Origin of the sequence: Cellulophaga fucicola (assembly GCF_900119145.1) — a bacterium.
GTDB lineage: Bacteria > Bacteroidota > Bacteroidia > Flavobacteriales > Flavobacteriaceae > Cellulophaga > Cellulophaga fucicola.
This window is the reverse complement of sequence record NZ_FPIY01000001.1, coordinates 1364377-1382688: the sequence shown is the minus strand read 5'-3', so window position 1 is coordinate 1382688 and position 18312 is coordinate 1364377. Positions and strand designations below refer to the sequence as shown.

Annotated in this window: 21 protein-coding genes; 14 read left to right on the top strand and 7 right to left on the bottom strand. The window is 31.8% G+C overall.

The features are described from left to right. Positions 1–6: 6 nt before the first annotated feature. Positions 7–651: a GDSL-type esterase/lipase family protein gene (locus BT107_RS06085; RefSeq protein WP_072302846.1), complete on the bottom strand. Its 645-nt coding sequence runs from the start codon at positions 649–651 to the stop codon at positions 7–9. A gap of 276 nt (positions 652–927) precedes the next feature. Here BT107_RS06085 and BT107_RS06080 point away from each other — a divergent pair, with 276 nt between their 5' ends. The 6 genes from BT107_RS06080 to BT107_RS06055 all read left to right on the top strand — a co-directional run bounded on the left by BT107_RS06080 (position 928) and on the right by BT107_RS06055 (position 5538). Continuing rightward, the gene (locus BT107_RS06080; protein ID WP_072302845.1) at positions 928–2196 is read left to right on the top strand and encodes a DEAD/DEAH box helicase; all 1269 of its coding nucleotides are present in this window, start codon (positions 928–930) and stop codon (positions 2194–2196) included. A 5-nt stretch (positions 2197–2201) separates the two neighbouring features. Beyond that, the gene (locus BT107_RS06075) at positions 2202–2426 is read left to right on the top strand and encodes a VF530 family protein (RefSeq protein ID WP_072302844.1); all 225 of its coding nucleotides are present in this window, start codon (positions 2202–2204) and stop codon (positions 2424–2426) included. Positions 2427–2525: 99 nt separating this feature from the next. Then, a complete protein-coding gene (gene mazG, locus BT107_RS06070) occupies positions 2526–3302 on the top strand; it encodes a nucleoside triphosphate pyrophosphohydrolase (protein ID WP_072302843.1) in 777 nt (258 codons plus the stop codon). A gap of 53 nt (positions 3303–3355) precedes the next feature. Further along, a complete protein-coding gene (locus BT107_RS06065) occupies positions 3356–4729 on the top strand; it encodes an MATE family efflux transporter (RefSeq protein ID WP_072302842.1) in 1374 nt (457 codons plus the stop codon). Positions 4730–4731: 2 nt separating this feature from the next. Then, positions 4732–4959, top strand: a complete 228-nt coding sequence (locus BT107_RS06060; protein WP_072302841.1) for a hypothetical protein — start codon at positions 4732–4734, stop codon at positions 4957–4959. A 9-nt stretch (positions 4960–4968) separates the two neighbouring features. Continuing rightward, positions 4969–5538 (top strand): phosphatase PAP2 family protein, encoded by a 570-nt coding sequence (locus BT107_RS06055; RefSeq protein ID WP_072302840.1) that lies wholly within the window; start codon positions 4969–4971, stop codon positions 5536–5538. Here BT107_RS06055 and BT107_RS06050 read toward each other — a convergent pair whose 3' ends face one another. The 4 genes from BT107_RS06050 to BT107_RS06035 all read right to left on the bottom strand — a co-directional run bounded on the left by BT107_RS06050 (position 5539) and on the right by BT107_RS06035 (position 8613). Continuing rightward, positions 5539–6201: a hypothetical protein gene (locus tag BT107_RS06050; RefSeq protein ID WP_072302839.1), complete on the bottom strand. Its 663-nt coding sequence runs from the start codon at positions 6199–6201 to the stop codon at positions 5539–5541. It abuts the gene before it with no gap. Between the two features lie 75 nt (positions 6202–6276). Beyond that, the gene (locus tag BT107_RS06045; protein ID WP_072302838.1) at positions 6277–6999 is read right to left on the bottom strand and encodes a glycosyltransferase; all 723 of its coding nucleotides are present in this window, start codon (positions 6997–6999) and stop codon (positions 6277–6279) included. Positions 7000–7012: 13 nt separating this feature from the next. After that, positions 7013–8050, bottom strand: a complete 1038-nt coding sequence (meaB, locus tag BT107_RS06040) for a methylmalonyl Co-A mutase-associated GTPase MeaB (RefSeq protein WP_072302837.1) — start codon at positions 8048–8050, stop codon at positions 7013–7015. Positions 8051–8052: 2 nt separating this feature from the next. After that, positions 8053–8613, bottom strand: a complete 561-nt coding sequence (locus BT107_RS06035; RefSeq protein WP_072302836.1) for a DUF2911 domain-containing protein — start codon at positions 8611–8613, stop codon at positions 8053–8055. A gap of 213 nt (positions 8614–8826) precedes the next feature. On the opposite strand from BT107_RS06035, the gene BT107_RS06030 reads away from it, so the two are divergent. The 3 genes from BT107_RS06030 to BT107_RS06020 are packed head-to-tail and all read left to right on the top strand — an operon-like array spanning position 8827 to position 11282. Then, positions 8827–9369, top strand: a complete 543-nt coding sequence (locus tag BT107_RS06030; protein ID WP_072302835.1) for an RNA polymerase sigma factor — start codon at positions 8827–8829, stop codon at positions 9367–9369. Beyond that, positions 9353–9931: a hypothetical protein gene (locus BT107_RS06025; RefSeq protein ID WP_072302834.1), complete on the top strand. Its 579-nt coding sequence runs from the start codon at positions 9353–9355 to the stop codon at positions 9929–9931. Before BT107_RS06030 ends, BT107_RS06025 begins: the two co-directional genes overlap by 17 nt. Continuing rightward, complete coding sequence (locus tag BT107_RS06020) at positions 9912–11282, top strand: hypothetical protein (protein ID WP_072302833.1); 1371 nt, start codon at positions 9912–9914, stop codon at positions 11280–11282. Before BT107_RS06025 ends, BT107_RS06020 begins: the two co-directional genes overlap by 20 nt. A gap of 7 nt (positions 11283–11289) precedes the next feature. Here BT107_RS06020 and msrA read toward each other — a convergent pair whose 3' ends face one another. Further along, on the bottom strand, positions 11290–11955 hold the full coding sequence (gene msrA / locus BT107_RS06015; protein ID WP_072302832.1) for a peptide-methionine (S)-S-oxide reductase MsrA: 666 nt from the start codon (positions 11953–11955) through the stop codon (positions 11290–11292). A gap of 87 nt (positions 11956–12042) precedes the next feature. Here msrA and BT107_RS06010 point away from each other — a divergent pair, with 87 nt between their 5' ends. The 5 genes from BT107_RS06010 (at position 12043) to BT107_RS05990 (ending at position 14610) form a co-directional block, all read left to right on the top strand. Beyond that, on the top strand, positions 12043–12726 hold the full coding sequence (locus BT107_RS06010) for a peptidoglycan DD-metalloendopeptidase family protein (RefSeq protein ID WP_072302831.1): 684 nt from the start codon (positions 12043–12045) through the stop codon (positions 12724–12726). Positions 12727–12909: 183 nt separating this feature from the next. After that, on the top strand, positions 12910–13146 hold the full coding sequence (locus BT107_RS06005; protein WP_072302830.1) for a hypothetical protein: 237 nt from the start codon (positions 12910–12912) through the stop codon (positions 13144–13146). A gap of 252 nt (positions 13147–13398) precedes the next feature. Next, positions 13399–13635: a hypothetical protein gene (locus tag BT107_RS06000; protein ID WP_072302829.1), complete on the top strand. Its 237-nt coding sequence runs from the start codon at positions 13399–13401 to the stop codon at positions 13633–13635. Between the two features lie 261 nt (positions 13636–13896). Then, positions 13897–14133, top strand: coding sequence for a hypothetical protein (locus BT107_RS05995; protein ID WP_072302928.1), 237 nt, complete (start codon positions 13897–13899; stop codon positions 14131–14133). Positions 14134–14367: 234 nt separating this feature from the next. Further along, positions 14368–14610, top strand: a complete 243-nt coding sequence (locus BT107_RS05990) for a hypothetical protein (RefSeq protein WP_072302828.1) — start codon at positions 14368–14370, stop codon at positions 14608–14610. A 215-nt stretch (positions 14611–14825) separates the two neighbouring features. On the opposite strand, the gene secA is transcribed toward BT107_RS05990, so the two are convergent. Then, positions 14826–18194 (bottom strand): preprotein translocase subunit SecA, encoded by a 3369-nt coding sequence (gene secA / locus BT107_RS05985; RefSeq protein WP_072302827.1) that lies wholly within the window; start codon positions 18192–18194, stop codon positions 14826–14828. Between the last annotated feature and the right edge of the window lie 118 nt (positions 18195–18312).

The window sequence follows — 18312 nt, the reverse complement described above, 5'->3', positions numbered from 1 at the left end:
ATCTGGTTAGTTAATATAGTTTGTAATTACATTTTGCCAAATTTGGTATCCTTTGGCGTTCATATGTAGGTTGTCTTCAGTAAAAATATCGGGTTTTATATTTTTGCCATTTAGCATAGGTTTCCAAACATCAACATAATTAATAGCAGGGTCTCTTTTAGCTATTCTTTTATATTTTCTGTTTAGTTTTTTATAGTTTCTTTTTAAGTCCCACCTAGCAATACTGGGTTTTACAGAGATTAAAACTATTTGGGTGCTAGTATTTGCTTTTTTTATTTTATCAATGATAGAGGTTAATTGTGAAATTATTAAACTACAGTTTCTTTTTCCTGCAATATCATTATCACCTTCATAAATAAAAACTTGCTTTGGATTATATGCTAAAATTAATTCGTCTGTAAAGAGTAATAAATCTTCTGTAGTAGAACCTCCAAATCCTGTATTAATAATATTTTTATCAGGAAAATCATCTGCAACTGTTCTCCAGTATTTTATGCTAGAACTACCAGTAAACACTATAGGTTTTTTATCGCTGTTTTGCTGAATTTTATATTTTTTTTGAATTTCTTTAACCTCATTGTAGAATCTATGAGTTGTTTGGCTGTAACCAAGAATGGATGTAAATAAAAATAGATATAATAAAGTTTTCATACTCTTAAATATAAGGTTAATATAGGTTTGTTACTTGTATAGAGCTCATATTTTTCGACAGGTAGCATTGTATACCCGATACAGGTATTTTTTAGCACTATACAAACTAATTAGTAGCAAGCTTAGTTAATAAATAACAAACAGTTAGCAAACAAATTAACGTTAGCTTCTTAACATTTTCCAAAAGAAATGGTTAACCGTAAAAATAGCATTACTTTTGCATCTAATTCTAAGAACAGACTTTATTAAAAAGTTATGGTTCATCAATACTAATTTATGTCATTTAAAAATTTAGGTTTATCTACTAATTTACTAAAAGCAATAGATAAAAAGGGGTATACTACTCCTTCTCCGATACAAGAAAAAGCAATACCACCTGTTTTAGAGGGTAAAGATGTTTTAGCATCTGCACAAACAGGTACGGGTAAAACTGCAGGTTTTACCTTACCATTATTACACTTATTATCTCAAGGAAACCCTTTAAGAAATAGGCCAGTACGTGGTTTAATATTAACACCAACAAGAGAATTAGCTGCGCAGGTGTATGCTAATGTTAAAGAATATAGCGAGTTTTTAGATATACGTTCAGCCGTAATTTTCGGTGGTGTAAATCAAAAACCCCAAGTAGCAAATTTAAAAAGAGGAATGGATGTTTTGGTTGCAACACCGGGACGTTTACTAGACCTTGTTAATCAACGTTTTTTATCTTTAGACAAAGTAGAAATTTTTGTTTTAGATGAAGCAGATCGTATGTTAGATATGGGTTTTTTACGCGATATAGAGCGTATTATGAAGCTTATACCTGCTAAAAGACAAAATTTAATGTTTTCTGCAACATTTTCTAAAGATATTAAAAAATTAGCTCACGGTATTTTAAATAACCCAATACAAGTTGAAGCAACTCCAGAAAATACTGCTGTAGAAGTTATTAAGCAAAAAGTATATAGAGTTGCAAAAGAGAAAAAGACGGGGTTAATTATAAAATTAATATCAGACGGTAATTGGCAGCAAGTATTAGTTTTTACAAGAACTAAACACGGAGCAAATAACTTGTGTAAAAAAATGAGTGCTGCAGGTATTTCTGCAGCGGCAATACACGGTAATAAAAGTCAAGGAGCACGTACAAAGGCATTAGAGGGTTTTAAAAAAGGGACATTACGCGCATTAGTAGCAACGGATATAGCAGCACGTGGTTTAGATATACCATTGTTGCCACACGTTATAAATTATGAAATTCCTAATGTGTCTGAAGACTATGTACACCGTATTGGTAGAACAGGTAGGGCAGGAGCAAGTGGTGAGGCTGTATCTTTAGTAAGTGCAGATGAAACTACATATCTTAAAGATATTCAAAAATTAATAGGAATGCAGATTCCTGTTGAGATAGTAGAAGGTTTTGAGCCAGATCCTAATGCATCTACAAAGCCTATTAAACAAGGGCAACGTGGTGGTTCTAGAAACTCTAATAGTAGGTCTAAAGGAGCTAGTTCTAATAAAAATAGCTCTAGTAGTCGTAGACCAAAACGAAACAACAATAGAAATTAATATAAATGCAAAAGTCTAACGATCCCTTACACGGTGTAAAACTAGCAGAAATCATAGATGAGCTAGTAGACTTTTACGGCTGGGAATATATGGGTAATACAGTAAATGTTCGCTGTTTTACCCATAGACCAACAGTAAAATCTAGTCTTCATTTTTTACGTAGAACGCCTTGGGCACGTACAAAAGTAGAAGAAATGTATTTGCAAATGTTAAAAGAAAAGTCAGCTTAATTTTTCTTTCCTCTTCAGTTACATTTAACACTAAATTACTACTACATTTTATTCTTCTAAAAAGATAGTCTTTGTACTTTTACCAAAACTTTTTTTAGGATGAATTCCAGAAGCAAACAGTTACAAGCAGTAGATAGGTTACTTACCATTATGGATGAGTTGCGTGAGCAATGTCCGTGGGATAAGAAACAGACACTACAAACTTTAAGACACTTAACCATAGAAGAAACATATGAGTTGGGTGACGCTATTTTAGATAACGATTTGCCAGAAGTAAAAAAAGAATTAGGAGATTTATTACTTCATATTGTTTTTTATGCCAAAATTGGTAGCGAAACCAATGATTTTGATATTGCTGATGTTGCAAATGAGATTTGTGATAAATTAATACATCGTCATCCACACATATACGGAGATGTTGAGGTTAAGGATGAAGAAGAAGTAAAGAGAAATTGGGAAAAATTAAAACTAAAAGAAGGTAAAAAAAGTGTTCTAGAAGGCGTACCTAAAAGTTTGCCAGCATTAGTAAAAGCAAGTAGAATACAAGATAAAGTTGCCGGTGTTGGTTTTGATTGGGAAGAACCACAACAGGTTTTTGAAAAAGTACAAGAAGAATTAGCAGAGTTACAAGTAGAAGTAAACGAAGCCAACCAAGATAAAATGGAGGCTGAGTTTGGAGATGTACTTTTTTCTATGATTAACTATGCTCGTTTTCTAAAAATTAATCCAGAAGATGCTTTAGAGAGAACCAATAAAAAGTTTATAAAAAGATTTCAATATTTAGAAAGCAAAGCTAAGGGAATGGGCAAATCTTTAGAAGATATGACATTGGCAGAAATGGATGTTTTTTGGAATCAAGCAAAAAAAGAAAATTAAAAGACTTGATTTTTTATAAATATTTTAACTTCATCTTTTTAAAGAAATAAAAATTGAAACAATACACTAAAGAGTTTAAATACAACCTAAAACTGGCTTTTCCGGTAATACTTGGTTTGCTAGGGCATACCTTTGTAGGTTTTGCAGATAACATTATGGTAGGCCAGTTGGGAACAGCTGAGCTAGCAGCAGTCTCTTTAGGTAATAGTTTTGTATTTATTGCAATGTCTTTTGGTATCGGTTTCTCTACGGCTATAACACCTTTGGTAGCAGAAGCAGATGGTGCAGGTAACGTTAAAGATGCTAAAAGTGCATTAAAACACGGTCTTATTCTTTGTGCTGTTTTGGGGCTTTTTCTTTTTGGTCTTATTATTTTGGGCAAGCCATTAATGTATTTAATGAAGCAACCTCCAGAAGTAGTAGAACTAGCAATACCTTATTTAGACTTAGTTGCATTTTCTTTAGTTCCGTTAGTTGTTTTTCAGGCATTTAAACAGTTTTCAGATGGCTTATCACAAACCAAATACCCTATGTATGTTACTTTAGTAGGTAACGCTATAAATATACTTTTAAACTATTTATTAATTTTTGGAACCTTTGGTTTTCCTAAGTTGGGTATTATTGGTGCTGCAATAGGTACTTTGGTGTCAAGAGTAGCAATGGTATTTTTAATTTGGGTGATGCTGAAGAAAACTAAGAAATTCCACGATTATGTTACTGGTTTCAATTTTAGAAAAATAGAGAGTAGTGTAATGCAAAAAATTATGAAAATAGGTTTTCCTTCTGCATTACAAATGTTTTTTGAAGTAGCTATTTTCACAGCTGCTATATGGATTAGTGGTGTGTTAGGTAAAAACTCGCAAGCAGCAAACCAAATAGCCTTAAACCTGTCTAGTATGACGTTTATGGTGGGTATGGGGCTTGGTGTAGCGGCAATGATTAGAGTAGGAAACCAAAAAGGACTTGGTAATTACAAAGACTTGCGTAGAATGGCGCAGTCTATATTTTTTCTAACCTTTTTATTAGAGGTTGTTTTTGCTGCCTTATTCTTAATATTTAGAAATTGGCTGCCAACCGTTTATTTAGATGTAAACGATACTGCTAACATTGTAGATAATACAGAAGTTATTCTAATTGCAGCACAGTTATTATTAGTAGCTGCATTTTTTCAAATATCTGATGGGCTACAGGTTGTAGTGCTTGGTGCTTTACGTGGTTTACAAGACGTTACAATACCAACAGCGATTACATTTGTAGCGTATTGGTTAATAGGTTTTCCTATTTGTTTTTATTTAGGATTGTACACACCTTTAAAAAGTACAGGTATATGGATAGGTTTATTAGCAGGTTTAACAGCATCTGCCATTTTACTATTTATTAGATTTAATTACTTAACAAAAAAATTAATAGTTAATACAGAAGAATAATTATGGAGTTTCCAAAGTTTTTATTGGGTGATAATACAGATTACCCTACAGCTATATTTATTATACATACAGAGTACCCTAGGTTTATTATTAATTTAGAGGATGATGAGGTAGAATGGTTAGAAGATTTTACCAAAGATGATGAAGCAGAATTAGAAGATGAAGCAGAAAACTTAATTGCAGAAGCAACAGCTTTTTATGATCGTGAAATAGAACGTTACGAAGAATAAAATTTTACTATGCTTGAAGAATTAATACAATACGATACAGATGTTTTTTTATACTTAAACAATCTTGGTACAGATACTTGGGATGGGTTTTGGTTATTTGTAACCAATAAAGTAAGTTCTATACCACTGTACATTGTTTTGTTATTATTAGCATACAAACAAGTAGGTTTAAAAAAGACACTTCTAATATTAGTCTCTGTTGGTATTTTAATTGGCGCCACAGATCAATTGGCTAATTTTTTTAAGTATGGCGTAGCTCGTTTAAGGCCTTGTCATAATCCAGATATAGATGGCTTGGTACGTTTAGTTAAAAGTTCTTGTGGTGGAAAATATGGTTATTTTTCTGCGCACGCAGCTAACTCTTTTGCTGTTGCCATATTTTTTGGTAATTTATTAAAAGACAAATTTAAGTATATAAAATACCTATTAATTGTATGGGCGGCATTTGTTGCTTACAGCAGAATTTATATAGGAGTGCATTACACTTTAGATGTTGCCACTGGTATTTTAATAGGTGCTTTTATGGGGTTTGTGTTTTATAAGCTAATGCAGTTAATGGCAAACAGGTTAAAGCTATAATTACTTTTCTTTATTATAAATAAACTTATTTAGTGGATCTATAAAAATTAATAAAAAGATAGCTCCAAAAACTAGTTCATATACCTCCCAAGTTCTGCCAGAAGTGTTACTTACTACTAAAGCTGTTGCTACTAAAAAAGCAATGGTATGGTGCCATTTTACTATTGGTACTGCAAACATATTTACTAAGTTTTTAAACCATTCTTGTTTTCTATATAAAACAGGAGAAACAATTAGGTATAATACCATAACAACCATAAGTAACTGACTAAAAATGAATTTGTTCACTTTTGTCTCACCTACAACCATATTGTGCAGGTTAGTTTCACCTTGTGCATTATTTTCTATAAAAAACTCGCTAGATTGAACATCTAAAATTCGTTGTCCCCAAGAAATTTCTTCTCCAGCTCCAAATAAAAATAATAAGGCAAAAATTAGCGTTCCTATTTTCCAAGTAATAGATTTTCCTTTTTGTATTGTAAATAATCTAAATATACAGACAAGACTAACTAAAAAAAGCATTAATGCAGTACCGTATTCTACTAGTCCGTCTTCTTGTGCGTAAGATTTGTCAAAAAATTCTTTATCAGTTAATCCAAAATAAAGGCCTACACTACATATAACAAATAAAACTGCGTATACTATTTTATCTCTTGTTTTCATTTTCAATTTTTTAGTAAAAACCAAAGGTAATAATTGGTTCTAAAAGGTTGGTTATACTTTTTAAGATTTTAACTTTTAAATATCGAAACTTCTTTTGCTAATACTGTAATCTATGTATTTACGTTTCATCCATAAATAAGCAAAACAATCTGCTAAAGGACCTATAGACCTATTCCAAAAACCAAATTTGGTTTTGCCTGCAATTCTTGGAAAATGTTGTACGGGTACTTGTTTTATTTTTCCGTTCTGTAATAAAATCATTGCGGGTAAAAACCGATGTAAACCTCTAAACATTGGTATTCTTTGGGCGTAACTTGTTTTAATTACTTTTAAAGGACAACCGGTATCTTCTACACCGTCTTTGGTAAAGGCCCGTCTAACAATATTTGCTAAAGTAGAAGAGAGTTTTTTAAAAGTTGAATCTTTTCTATTTTGCCTAACGCCTGTAACTAAATCGTATTTTGGTATATGCTCTAATAGTAAATTAAAATCTAACGGAGATGTTTGTAGGTCGGCATCAATATACCCAACTAATTCTGTTGTTGTGGCATCAAAACCAGCTTTAATGGCTGGTGTTAGTCCGTAGTTTTTATCAAACAATAAAAAAGAAAAATGAGTGTTTTTTGCGCAAATTTCCTCTAATAATGACTGACTATGATCTTTTGAGCCATCATTAACAAATAATACTTTTGTTTTCCTTATTGCAATTTTTATATAATTGGATAACTCTTTTTCTAGTCTAGGAATGTTACCTTCTTCGTTGTAAATAGGTACAATTATAGTAAACTCATACGTCATATAACTAATTGTTTTACTTACTGTGTAACTTTAATAATTTATCTGCAGCGGCAAATGGCGATGTTTTATTGTTTACAACAGCATTTATAGATTCTTGTAACTGCGCTTTTACCTTTTTATCTTGGTAAAATTGTTGTTTTAATTGATCTTCTATAGTTTGTAACAGCCAATACTTATTTTGTTCTTGTCTTTTTGTATTAAAAAAGTTGTTTTTGGTATTAGTAGCAACATAAGTTTCTATAGTATCCCATACGTCTTTAATTCCAGTGTCTTCTAAAGCAGAGCAAGCTAGTACTTTTGGTACCCAACCATTGTCTTGTGTTTTTAGTAAGTGTAATGCTCTAGCAAATTCTACTCGCGCTTTTTTAGCACGTTGTATGTTGTCACCATCAGATTTGTTAATAACAATGGCATCTGCCATTTCCATAATACCTCTTTTTATACCTTGTAACTCGTCACCAGCACCAGCCAGTTTAAGTAGTAAAAAAAAGTCAACCATACTATGTACAGCAGTTTCACTTTGGCCAACACCAACCGTTTCTATTAGAATAATGTTATATCCAGCGGCTTCACAAAGTACAATGGTTTCTCTGGTTTTACGTGCAACGCCACCCAAAGAACTACCAGAAGGCGATGGTCTAATAAATGCGTTTGCATCTTTAACAAGCTCTTCCATTCTTGTTTTATCGCCCAAAATACTACCTCTAGTTACTGTACTTGTTGGATCTACAGCTAAAACGGCCACTTTATGGCCTTCTGTAGTTAGTCTTTTTCCAAAGCTTTCTATAAAAGTACTCTTGCCAACTCCAGGCACGCCTGTAATACCAATTCTAATACTTTTAGTTTTATGAGTTAAACAGCGTTCTATAATTTCGTTTGCCTGTTTTGTATGTGTCGCGTTAGTACTTTCTATAAGTGTAATAGCTCTGCTTAAAGCAGTTTTATCACCCTTTAAAATGCCATTAGTTAAACTATCTGTAGTATGCGTTTCTCTTCTAAAAGATCTGATTTTAGATGCACTTTCTGCGCTTATATTTTTTGAAGTATTCAATATTATTTGCTAATAGGTACGTTAACTTTAGTTTTATCCCAAGCTAGGGTTAAGTACGGTTGTTCTTTGTTTTCAAAGTTAATGGTAAATCTTTCTTTAACCGAATCTATATTTTTAACAGGTACTGTAACTGTAACTAGGTCTTTAGAAGAATTTCTAGTTGTTTCTGCGCCGCCACTTAAAATTGTAACTCCCCAATCTGGGACTTCTTTATTAAAAATTATATCCCAAGTTTCTTTACCTGGTTTAGTCCAGAGAGAGTATCTGCCAGCAGGTAACTCTTTGCCGTTAACCTTTATGTTGGATTCTGTTTTAAATGTGGTAGGCTCATTAGCTCCTGTTCTCCAAACTTTATTGTAGGGAACTAATTCGCCAAAAACGACTCTATCTTTTTTAGCCGGACTACAATAAACAACATTTAAATTGTATCCGTTTTCTGTATAAGAGGCAGTTTCTTCAGGACTAAATTTTTTTGTCTGTTCTTTCATCATAGGCATACCAACAAATATGGTAAGTAGTCCTAATACAACTACCGTAATTATCATCCATTGTATAACTTTCATAGCGTGGTTGTTTTTGTTCTTCTAAGTTACTAAATCTTGTTTAATTAGAAGTTGCTTGTTTTATACTTTAACTAGAGTTTTATATAAAGTGTAAAATTGCTTTAAATTTATAGGGATTACTAAGAAAAATGAAAATAATTTATGTTTTTGCAACATCTGCTTTTTTGTCTCGTCTTTATAACAACAAACTAAACCAAAACCAAGAAGTTATTAATGTTTACGTCTGATATTATTACCAAATGCAAGGCAAATAACCGTAAGGCTCAAATGCAGCTTTACAAACAGTACTGTAATGGTATGTATTGTGTTGCTATGCGTTTTTTAAAAAACGAGGACGATGCACAAGATGTGGTACAGGAAGCTTTTATAAACGCATTTCAGAAAATAGATCAGTTTAGTGGCGATGTTACTTTTGGAGCTTGGTTAAAAAAAATAGTAGTCCATAAATGTTTGGATTTTATTAAAGCTAAAAAGGATAAACATTTAGAGTTGACAGAAACAAATTTAAGGGTTGTAGAGGACGATAATTGGTTGGTTGAAGATACGGTTACACTACCTCAAATTAAATTTGCAATTGCACAATTACCTACAAAATACAAATGCGTAGTTCAATTGTATTTAATAGAGGGTTATGACCATTCTGAAACATCTAATATACTTAGCATAACAGAATCTGCCTGTAGAACCAGATTATTAAGAGGTAAAGGCTTGTTAAAAGAACTTTTAAAAGAAAAAAGATATGGGACAGGATCTTAGAAAATTATTTGAAGCCGAAAGAGCTAAGGAACAGTATAAAATGCCAGCGGGACATATCTCTAAGTTTGAGGATAAGTTAAACGCAAGTATACTTGCATCTAAAAATATAAATTGGTCTGTTTATAAAGTAGCTGCAAGTATAATTTTACTATTAGGCATATCTCTAATGGTATATGTAATGCAAACTAAAGTTACTTCTACAGAAACTACAATTGTAGATACAGAGAAACCAGCTAAAGAAAAAGATGGTATTACGTTAGGAGCCTTATCACCAGATTTAAAAAAGATTGAAGATTATTATCAAGTACATATAAATTTAGAGTTGTCACAATTACAAGTGTCAGACACTAACAAAGCATTGGTAGATGGCTATATGTTACACTTAGCAGAGTTACATACAGAATACCAAAAACTAAATACAGAATTAAATACCATTGGGCCTAATGATCAATTAATATCTGCATTAATTAACAACCTGCAATTGCGTTTACAGTTATTGCAAAAATTAAGAAAAAAGTTAAACGAATTAAAAAGCACCAAAAATGAAACAATTAGTATATAAAAGCCTAGTGGTAGTAACCCTATTTACTTGTGTAAATATGCACGCGCAAAAACAAACAAAGACTTTTAAAGAAGTTTTTAATGTTGATAAAGATGCTGTACTAGATCTAAATACAAACAATGCAGACATAGAGTTTGATACTTGGAACAAAGATGTAATACAAATTGAAGCTACAATAGAAGTAGAAGGGATGTCTAAAGAAGAGGCAGAGAAATATTTTACTCGCAACCAAATGGACATTCTAGGGAATTCTAAAAAGGTGAGTGTATCTACAGGAGGAAACTCAAGTAAATTTTATAGTAAAACAGACACCTTTGTTAATTCGCGTCCCATACATTTTAATAGCTCTAGTTTTCCTTTGCGTATGTCTTATGATTTAGACAGTATACAGTTTGATATAGATAATATGCAAATGGACACTATAGTAATTAGTTCTTTATTAAGTGACAAGGATTTTAAATTTGCTGATTTTGATTATGAAGAATATGAGAAAAACGGGAAAGAATATATTCTTAAATGGCAACAAAACTTCCAAAAAGATATGGGAGCTAAAAACGAAGCAGAAATAAAAAAATGGGTAGCTGAGGTTCAGAAAAAGTCTGAACTAATAAAGATCAAATCTAAAATTATGGCAGAAAAGATAAAATCTAAAGCCATTAAATTAGATACAATACATTTTAATACAAATACATTTTACTCTAATCCAAACACCTTTTATATTTCTTTAGATGGCGAAGCAAAGAATTTAAAGATTAAAAAAACGATTAAGATAAAAATGCCTAAGTCTGCTACAATTAAGATGGACGTACGTCACGGTAAAGTAAAACTAGCAGAGAATACAACTAATATTAACGCAAACTTGTCTTACGCAAGTTTGCTAGCTACAACTATAAATGGTGATAAGACGTATGTAAATGCGTCTTATTCTCCTGTTTATGTAACTAATTGGAATGTTGGGCAACTTAAAACTAGCTATGCTAAAAATGTAGATTTAAAGCAAGTGAGAGAATTAACTTTAAGTGCTGTGTCTTCTAATATAGAAATAGAGAACTTATTAAAATCTGCTTTTATAAAAAACGATTTTGGTACTGTGCGTATAAAATCTATTTCTTCAAATTTTGAAGATTTAGACATCACTATAACAAGTGGCGAATTAGAAGCCGTTTTACCAAAATCGTCTTATTCTATATATGTAAAAGGTAAATCATCTAATTTATTATCACCTGCAACATTGTCTTTAACAAAAACAACAAATCAGAATATAACAGTACACAAAGGGTATAATATTTCTAAAAATACAAGTAAGTCTGTAAATATAGAAGCCTCTTATAGCGACGTTGTTCTAAAGTAATACCTAATTAATGAGCATTTTTCTTAAGTAAATCAGGAAATTTACTCTTAAATCTGTTTAATCTAGGAACAGATACATTTTTAATATACGAGTTGTTAGGGTGTTTCTTTTCGTAATCTTGATGATATCCTTCTGCCTCGTAAAAAGTTGTAAAAGCAGTTACCTCTGTTACAATTTTATTGCTAAATATCTTATCGTTAGTTAGTTTAGTAATATAATCTGTTATTATTTTCTTCTCACTCTTATTTTTATAAAAAGCAATAGATCTATACTGAGTACCTCTATCTGGTCCTTGACGATTAAGTGTTGTAGGGTCTTGCGAGCCAAAGAATACTTTAACCAAAGTAGCAAAAGAAACTTCTTTAGGATTGTAATAAACAACTACAGCTTCTGCGTGTGTACTCTTTCCGCTACCTACTTGCTCGTAAGTTGGGTTTTTTTCTGTGCCACCTGCGTAACCAGAAACAACTTCTTTAACACCCTTAACACTTTCAAAAACGGCTTCTACACACCAAAAACAACCACTAGCAAAATAAGCAGTTTCATATTTACTTAAATCTTGATCTACAGTTTCTGTAGTAGCTTTTGCTTCATCTTTAATCTTGTTTTTAGATGAACAGCTTGTAGATATTAATATAGTGCATAATACAAATGCAATTTTTGCTATTTTCATAAACTTCCTTTTTTTAATTTAGTGGCCTACAATTAAAGATACTTACAACTAGTATAACTTTTTTTGAAAAGATTAACTTTTGGCTTTATGCAAAATATAGATAAATTATTAGAAAGTATAACTACAGGCTTTGTTTCTATTCTAGATACAGATAATAGTACAGATACATATGTTGCATTAGACTTATCTACGACTAATAAAGAGTTAGAAAATGTAGATATTACAAATGCAGATGATTGTGAATCTTATATTCAGAAAATTTTAGAAGCTACTAATAGTACAGTTGCTTATGGTGGTTATTTAGAAAAAAGAAATTTGTATGCTAAAAATGCTAATTTCTCTAAAGAAGTTGAGGTTGCAAGAGATATACATTTAGGTGTAGATTTTTGGGCTAAGGCAGGAACTAAAGTTATAGCGCCATTAAATGGAGTTGTACATAGTTTTAAGAATAATGCCGTAACTGGAGATTACGGGCCAACCATAATTTTAAAACACATAGTAAATGGTGTAGACTTTTATTCTCTTTATGGTCATTTAGCGCTTTCATCCTTAGATAACATTTATATAGGTAAGGAATACAGTAAAGGATCTGTTATAGGTACTTTGGGTACAGCTGATGTTAATGTAGGCTACGCACCACATTTGCATTTTCAGTTGATAGTAGATATAGAGGAGAATAAAGGAGATTATCCAGGGGTTTGCAGTGCCAAAGATGTTGCCTTTTATGCTAAAAACTGCCCAAATCCAAATCTTTTACTTCATATAAAGTAGTTGAAAATAGGTTTAAATACACTTTAAATCGATTAGTAGATTTTAGTGTTTTTACCGTTGTCGAAGATAATTTACACTTCATCAATACTTTTATCAGACACCGAAAAATAAGTCGGTTTAAGCGATTTAGATTTAACAAGGACAAGGTTGGTAGTAATTTTACAGTATCAAAACAATGTTACTATGAAAGCTATTATCACTTTATTATTTGTTCTTTTTATTGGATTATCTGCACAGGCACAAGAAGCTAACGTTACTCCAGTTGTAAAGATTGAAACTAAAGAGGTTAAAGCAACAGAAGTTAAAAAGGATGCTTTACAAGAAAAAGCAGAAGTAGCACGTTTGTACAAGTTTAAAAATTCTAAAATTAAAAAGGCATTAGCTTTCTCTACAAAACGTAACAAATCTAAAGTAGCTTAATTCTTTTTAATAAATCTCTAAGTTCTTTAGAGAAACACATTTTTCATTTTTTATGGGTTGATATAAGTAGCATTTCTAGATAAAATGCACTAATTATCGGTAACAGGTTTTTTACTGTTTGTCAGCCAATAGCGGTCAATTTCATCTACACTTATAAGATTACCATTCACAGACAGTTTAACGGTACTAAACTACAGATGTCCATTTTGGGCTTGTATGGTCTGTAAATTTGTAGAACAAAAGAAAAACATTATGAAAGCTATTATCTCTTTATTATTTATTATCACTTTAGGATTTACTGCTCAAGCACAAGAAGCTAAAACTACTTCAGTTTTAAAAATAGAAGCTAAAGAGGTTAAAGCAACAGAAGTTAAAAAGGATGCTTTACAAGAAAAAGTAGAAGTAGCACGTTTATATAAGTTTAAAAATTCTAAAATTAAAAGTGCGTTGGCTTTCTCTACAAAACGTAGTAAGTCTAAAGTAGCTTAATTAAATAAGTACAGCTTTCAATTTTGTTTTCTTCATATTTTTTTTCTCATTATTCTTTTAAAATTATTTTCTACACCACACAATATCAGTTGTACTGCACGTAACACCGATTAGCAGATTTTTTTCATTTTACCGTTATCGAGGATTTTTTACACCTTATCTATCTTTTTGTCAAATACCGAAAAATGAGGGTGTTTGGGCGATTTAGATTTCTGCAGGCTTATGTTGGTAGTAATTTTACAGTATCAAAACAATGTTACTATGAAAACTATTATTACTTTATTATTCGTTCTTTTTATTGGAGTTGCAGCACAAGCACAAGAAGCTAATGTTACACCAGTATTAAAAACAATAACTAAAGAGGTAAAAGTTTCAGAAACTAAGAAAGAAGTTTTAAGCAAAGAAACTGAAGTAGCACGTTTGTATAAGTTTAAAAACTCTAAGGTGAAAAACGCATTAGCCTTCTCTACAAAGCGTAGCAAGTCTAAAATGGCTTAATAATTAGAATTGAGTTTATATTTTAATCTACTGATAAATAAGAGTTTAGTATTTTAGTTCGATTAAAAGCACATTATGCCGATTAACAGATATACGTAGTTAGTTATCTGGTTTACAATTAGGTAGTTCATCCAAGTTATTGCTGTATAACGATAAAAAAGTGTTTTTGAACGAGTTTGAAAAAGAGAGCGTTGCTACCCGTCTTAACTTTATATAAAAATTAAGACCTTAGTTATGAAAACTTTAGCAACATTATTTTTTATTTTATGTGTATCATTATCTGTTCAAGCTCAAAAAGCTGATAGACAGCCACAAAAAAAGGTAATTGCTGTTGCGGTAACTAAAATTGTAAAGAGTTCTACTATTTTAGAAAAAACAGTTAACAATAGCGTAGTGCGTTTGTATTTAATTAAGAATGCCAAAATAACAAAAGAGTTATCTTTTGTAACAAAGGGAAATAAAGCAAAATTAGTTTAATTATGATATATATAACTTTAGTAAGTATAGCAGCCATTAGTATTGGTTTGTTACATAACAATAAACCATCTGTACGTGCAATTAAAGTTCCTGTGCGTCGTAATAAGAGGTTTAAGAAATAACACAATAACTGTACAGCAGTTATTTTTAACTGTGTATATAAAATAAAAAAGCTGCTCTATAGAGCAGCTTTTTTATTTTATATTTTAAGGTATTTATTCTTCAATTAATACCCATTCACCATTTGTTAATAATGGCTCTGCTTGTTTAAACTTAACAACCTTAGTATCTCCAGACATTACATTTTTAATTGTAACTCTATCGTTTCTACCAATTTTTGGACTCTGTCTTGTAATAGTTTCAGTTACAGCAGGTCTATTGTTACCAGATGTAGATTGGCCTGCAGCTCTATTCTGTGCAGCAAGCTCATCACTGTTAGGTATTTCTTCTTTAGTAGTCTGTAAGTTAACCTTTGGCTTTCTTATAGTTCTAGCTTCTTGTATGTCTGATGATTCACCTGTTGGTAATTCTCCTTTAAACAAGAAAGAAACAACCTCTTTGTTTACGTTTTCTATCATAGATTTAAAAAGTTCAAAAGCTTCAAACTTATAAATTAATAGAGGATCTTTTTGTTCGTGAACAGCTAATTGTACAGATTGTTTAAGCTCATCCATTTTACGTAAATGTGTTTTCCAAGCATCATCTACAATAGCAAGAGTTATATTCTTTTCAAAATCGTTTACCAATTGCTTACCATTACTTTCGTAAGCATCTTTTAAATTAGTAACAATATTTAAAGATTTAATTCCGTCCGTAAAAGGTACTTGTATACGTTCAAAATTATTACCGTTATCTTCATATACATTTTTAATAACAGGCAGGGCAGTAGCAGCATTACGCTCCATTTTGTTTAAGTAGTGCTCATAAACCACTTTGTAAGTGGTACTTGCAATATCCTGACTAGTCATTTTCGCAAAATCATCTTCAGAAATAGGAGATGTTATAGAGAAATACTTAATCAGTTCAAATTCAAAATTCTTAAAGTCATTTGCGCCTTTATTTCCTTCTGCAATTACCTCACAGGTATCAAAAATCATATTAGCAATATCTAACTTTAAACGTTCACCTTGTAATGCATGGCGTCTTCTCTTGTATATAACCTCCCTTTGGGCGTTCATAACATCATCATACTCTAATAAACGTTTACGAACTCCAAAGTTATTTTCTTCAACTTTTTTCTGTGCACGTTCTATAGACTTAGTCATCATAGAATGTTGTATAACTTCTCCATCTTCTAAGCCCATTCTGTCCATCATCTTAGCAACTCTATCAGAACCAAATAAACGCATAAGGTTATCTTCTAAAGAAACATAAAATTGAGAACTTCCTGGATCTCCTTGACGACCTGCACGACCACGTAACTGTCTATCTACACGTCTAGAGTCATGTCTTTCTGTACCTACAATTGCTAAACCGCCAGCTTCTTTAACGGCATCAGATAATTTAATATCTGTACCACGACCTGCCATGTTGGTTGCAATTGTTACTATACCAGCGTTACCTGCTTCTGCAACAACATCTGCTTCTCTCTTGTGTAACTTAGCGTTAAGTACATTATGTGGTACTTTACGTATAGTTAGCATTCTAGATAATAATTCTGATATTTCTACAGATGTAGTACCTATAAGTACTGGTCTTCCTGATTGAGAAAGCTTTGTTACCTCTTCTATAATGGCATTGTACTTTTCTCTCTTTGTTTTGTAAATTAAATCGTTTCTATCATCACGGGCAATTGGTCTGTTAGTTGGTATTTCCATAACATCTAACTTGTATATTTCCCAGAATTCACCTGCTTCTGTAATGGCTGTACCCGTCATACCTGCTAACTTGTGGTACATTCTAAAGTAGTTTTGTAAAGTAACAGTAGCAAATGTTTGTGTCATTGCTTCGATCTTTACATTTTCTTTAGCTTCTATAGATTGATGTAAACCGTCTGAGTAACGACGACCGTCCATAATACGACCTGTTTGCTCATCTACAATCATTACTTTATTGTCCATTACTACGTACTCTACATCTTTTTCAAAAAGAGTATAAGCTTTTAGTAATTGGTTCATAGTATGGATACGCTCACTCTTAATAGAAAAATCTTTAAATAACTCTTCCTTAAGTTCAGCTTCTTTTTCTATGTCAAGATTTTGATTCTCTATTTGTGCAATTTCTACACCAATATCAGGCATTATAAAGAAATCGCTATCTACATCTCCAGAGATGTGTTTAATTCCTTTATCTGTTAATTCTATCTGATTATTTTTTTCATCAATAACAAATAACAACTCTTCATCTACCGTAGGCATTTCACGGTTGTTATCTTGCATATAGAAATTCTCTGTTTTCTGTAGCAACTGCTTAATACCTTCTTCACTTAAGAATTTTATAAGAGCTTTATTTTTAGGTAAACCACGGAAAACACGTAGTAATTGAAAACCACCTTCTTTAGTATCTCCACTAGCAATTAATTTTTTAGCTTCAGCTAAAACACCAGTAAGATATTGTTTTTGAATTTTAACGATATCTGCAACCTTAGGTTTAAGCTCGTTAAATTCATGTCTATCTCCTTCTGGTACAGGACCAGATATAATTAATGGTGTACGTGCGTCATCAACTAAAACAGAATCTACTTCATCTACAATAGCAAAGTTTTGAGGGCGTTGTACTAAGTCTGATGGTGAATGTGCCATGTTATCACGCAAATAATCAAAACCAAATTCGTTATTTGTACCATAAGTAATGTCTGCGTTGTATGCAGCTCTACGTGCATCAGAATTAGGTTGGTGGTGGTCTATACAGTCAATTGTAAATCCATGAAACTGAAAAATAGGAGCCATCCATGCACTATCCCTTTTTGCTAGGTAATCGTTAACTGTTACAAGGTGAACACCATTACCAGTTAGTGCATTTAGGTAAACAGGTAGTGTTGCTACTAATGTTTTACCTTCACCAGTGTGCATCTCTGCAATTTTACCTTGGTGCAATGCTATACCGCCAATTAACTGTACATCATAATGTATCATGTCCCAAGTTACTTGCTTACCAGCAGCATCCCAAGAGTTTTTCCAAAGAGCTTTATCGCCTTCTAAAGAAACGTAGTCTTTAGAGCCAGATAAAAGTCTGTCGTATTCTGTAGCGGTAACAGTAAGTGTTGTGTTGTTTGTAAAACGTTTAGCAGTTTCTTTTACAACAGCAAAAGCTTCTGGTAAAAGTTCTGTTAACGAAACCTCTAATGTTTTGTATACTTCTTCTTTTAAACGGTCTATTTCAGTATAAATATCCTCGTTCTTATCTATATCTGTAGATGCTTCTACTTCTTTCTTAAGTGCATCTATTTTATCATTTAACTCTTTAGTATCAGCCTGTAACTTTTCTTTAAACGTTACAGTTTTTGCCCTTAGTTCATCTAAACTAATTGCTTCTAAACTTTGCTCAAACGCTTTAATTTGGTCAACTAAAGGCTGTAGTTGCTTAACATCTTTTTTGGCTTTATCACCAACAAAGGCCTTTAGCACGGAATTAATGAAACTCATATATTATGTAATTTATAAAGTTTGCTGTCTAAGGATAAACAGACATAACTATTTAGATTAATGTTCCGTAAAACTGCGGAATGTATTTTCTTACGCAAAAGGTATTCCAGTTTTTAAA